Origin of the sequence: Agriterribacter sp. (genome assembly GCF_035444585.1) — a bacterium.
Taxonomy (GTDB): Bacteria; Bacteroidota; Bacteroidia; order Chitinophagales; family Chitinophagaceae; genus Agriterribacter.
Genome location: NZ_DAOMOZ010000348.1, coordinates 1 through 2,920 on the forward strand (window position 1 = coordinate 1; position 2,920 = coordinate 2,920).

General features: G+C 46.1%; 3 protein-coding genes. All 3 read right to left on the minus strand.

From position 1 onward, the window contains the following. Positions 1 to 866 (minus strand): twin-arginine translocation signal domain-containing protein (locus tag PLH26_RS21285; protein WP_324588028.1); only part of this gene is annotated, 866 nt, incomplete at its 3' end. A gap of 25 nt (positions 867 to 891) precedes the next feature. Beyond that, complete coding sequence (locus PLH26_RS21290) at positions 892 to 2,346, minus strand: DUF1501 domain-containing protein (protein WP_324588029.1); 1,455 nt, start codon at positions 2,344 to 2,346, stop codon at positions 892 to 894. Between the two features lie 5 nt (positions 2,347 to 2,351). Further along, a partial coding sequence (locus tag PLH26_RS21295) for a DUF1553 domain-containing protein (RefSeq protein ID WP_324588030.1) occupies positions 2,352 to 2,920 on the minus strand: 569 nt, incomplete at its 5' end.

The window sequence follows — 2,920 nt, forward strand, 5'->3', positions numbered from 1 at the left end:
CCGCCGATATTGGAAACCACTTTATTGTTTTTATCCAATATGGTCACAAAACCTGTTCCCGGTGAATTTAAATCTGGTGACCGCAAAACTGCGGCATACAGGTGATCGCCATGTATAACAGGGCGGCAAACACAGGCTCCCGGCAATTCAATTACTTCTATCAGCTTTCCATCCATCGAAAATCTTTTGAAACAATTGCGGGTGCGGTCGGTGATCAGCAAAGAAGGTGTTCCCTGTCTCCTGTCAACCGTTATGCCATGTGCATTATCAAGATTTGCTGTTGTATCTCCTTTGCCTCCGAAAAAATGCTTCAGTTTTCCTTTTTCATCATAATGCATAATATACTGAGAACCGTAGCCATCGGCAATATAAAAATCCCCGTTGTCTAAAACCGTTGTTTCTGTGGGAACAAATGCCTCTTTCTTTTCATATACGCCGGTTTCCTTCGGATAATCTATCGTAAGTAAAATTTTACCGTCCATCGTGGTTTTAAACACCTGGTGCCTGCTGGTATCGGTTATAAATAAATATTCTTCACCGCCGGCACGATGACGGGTAAGTCCGTGCGCGCCGGGGAATTCATGCCCCCAGCTTCCTTTGAGCCTGCCCGATTTATTGTAAATAAGAATATTGTTTTTGGTTTCATTGGTGAGCAGAACAATGCGTCCTTTTTTATCCTGTATCATTTCATGACAATCCTTTACAGGATATTTTTCAGGGTTTAAAGCGCCCCATTTTATATTCATGCGGTAACGCATATCATTGTGACCGTATACAGGATCGTTTTTACCCGCAAACATATCGTTGGTAATGGCTACAGCACCTGTTGCTAATCCCGCCTTTTTGATAAATTTCCTTCTGTTCATAAAGCGTATTGTAATGAAAAATTGGTTACGTAATGATATCTTTTATTACTGTGCCTGAAACATCGGTGAGCCTGTACCTTCTTCCCTGAAAACGGTAGGTAAGCTTTTCGTGATCAAAACCCAGTTGGTTTAAAATAGTAGCATGAAAATCGTTTATATGTACAGGATTTTTTACGATATTATACCCAAAGTCATCCGTTTCGCCATATACCATTCCGGGTTTTATGCCACCACCTGCCATCCAGATGGTAAAGCAACGCGGATGATGGTCCCTTCCGTAATTTTCCACGCTCATTTTGCCCTGGCAATAATTGGTCCTTCCAAATTCTCCGCCCCATATTACCAGGGTTTCATCTAACAATCCTCTTTGCTTAAGGTCGGTGATCAATGCCGCGGATGGCTGATCCACATCTCTCGCCTGTCCCCGCATTTCATTGGGCAGGTTGCCATGCTGGTCCCACCCCTGGTGATACAATTGTATAAAGCGAACCCCATTTTCCGATAGTTTGCGTGCCAGCAGGCAATTGGCGGCATAAGTGCCGGGCATCAGGCATTCCGATCCGTAGAGTTTCACGATATCGTCCGGTTCTTTCGACACATCCATGATCTCGGGTACGGCGGTTTGCATTCTGTATGCCATCTCGTATTGCTGGATCTTGGTAGCAATTTCGGGATCACCAAAGTTTTTAAGCTGTATTTCGTTGAGCGCTGCAACCTTGTCTAACATTTTGCGACGGGCTTCCCTGTCCATTCCGTCGGGGTCCTGTAAATACAGAATGGGGTTTTCGCCACTGCTGAACTGAACGCCCTGGTGGATGGAATCCAAAAAACCATTCGACCATAATTTTGAATACACTCCCTGCCCGTTTCCTTTACCACGGGATAGCAATACACAAAATGCAGGCAGGTTTTTATTTTCCGTTCCCAGTCCATAGCTCACCCATGAACCCATGCTGGGGCGGTTCCCCTGCTGGGCGCCCGTCTGAAAAAAAGTCAAAGCCGGATCGTGGTTGATGGCTTCAGTATGCATTGATCTTACAATGCACAGGTCATCCACGATCTTAGCCATGTGCGGGAATATTTCGCTTACCCACGCGCCTGACTGCCCGTACTGGTTAAATTTATAGTAAGATCCCACCAGCGGAAATGATTTCTGCCCCGAGGTCATACCCGTCAGGCGCTGGCCCTGCCGTATGGATTCAGGGAGATCCTGTCCCATCATTTTGTTGAGCGTGGGCTTATAATCAAATGTTTCCAGTTGCGATGGTGCGCCGTTCTGGAACAGGTAAATGACCCTTTTGGCCTTCGGGGCAAAATGAGGGATACCGGGTATAAATCCCGCTTCCTCTTCCCCGGATCCTTCAAAGAGGCCGGGAATAAGCAACGAACCCAGGGCTGCGCTGCCCAGTCCGATGCTCATACGCGATAAAAATTTGCGACGGTTAATATTTAACCCGTGTTGTAATAATTCTTTATCCATCACCGCTACGTTTTTGTAATTGCTTCATCCATATTATATATTACCTGAACCAGCCGCACCAAAGCGGCTACTTCAGGGGTAGGTGCACTGCTCATTTTATATTCTCCCACGTCGGTAACCTTTGTTATGGTTTCCGGGTTGGTTTTAAAATAAGTCTCCTGTTCGTTGAAATACTGAATTAAAATATTCTGTTCCTCTTTATCCGGATGCCGGTTAATGATGCGTAAGAAAGCTTCAGTAACGGCCGCTTCAGGTTTTTCTTTCTTTTGTATTAAATGATCCGCCAGCGCCACCGATGCTTCCAGTATCGTGGGGTCATTCATCATGATCAAGGCCTGTAGTGGTGTATTGGTCCTGGACCTTTTTACTTCGCACTGATCGCGGTTGCTGGCGTCAAAGATCATCATGGAAGGTGGTGGAACGGTGCGCTTGATAAAAGTATATAAGCCTCTCCTGTACAGGTTATCGCCATGATCCTGCTTATAAGTTGTAAGTAGGCCCCTGCCCGACGTTGCCAGTTCCCACAAGCCCGGCGGCTGGTAGGGCTTAACGCTGGGCCCGCCTATTATGGGTT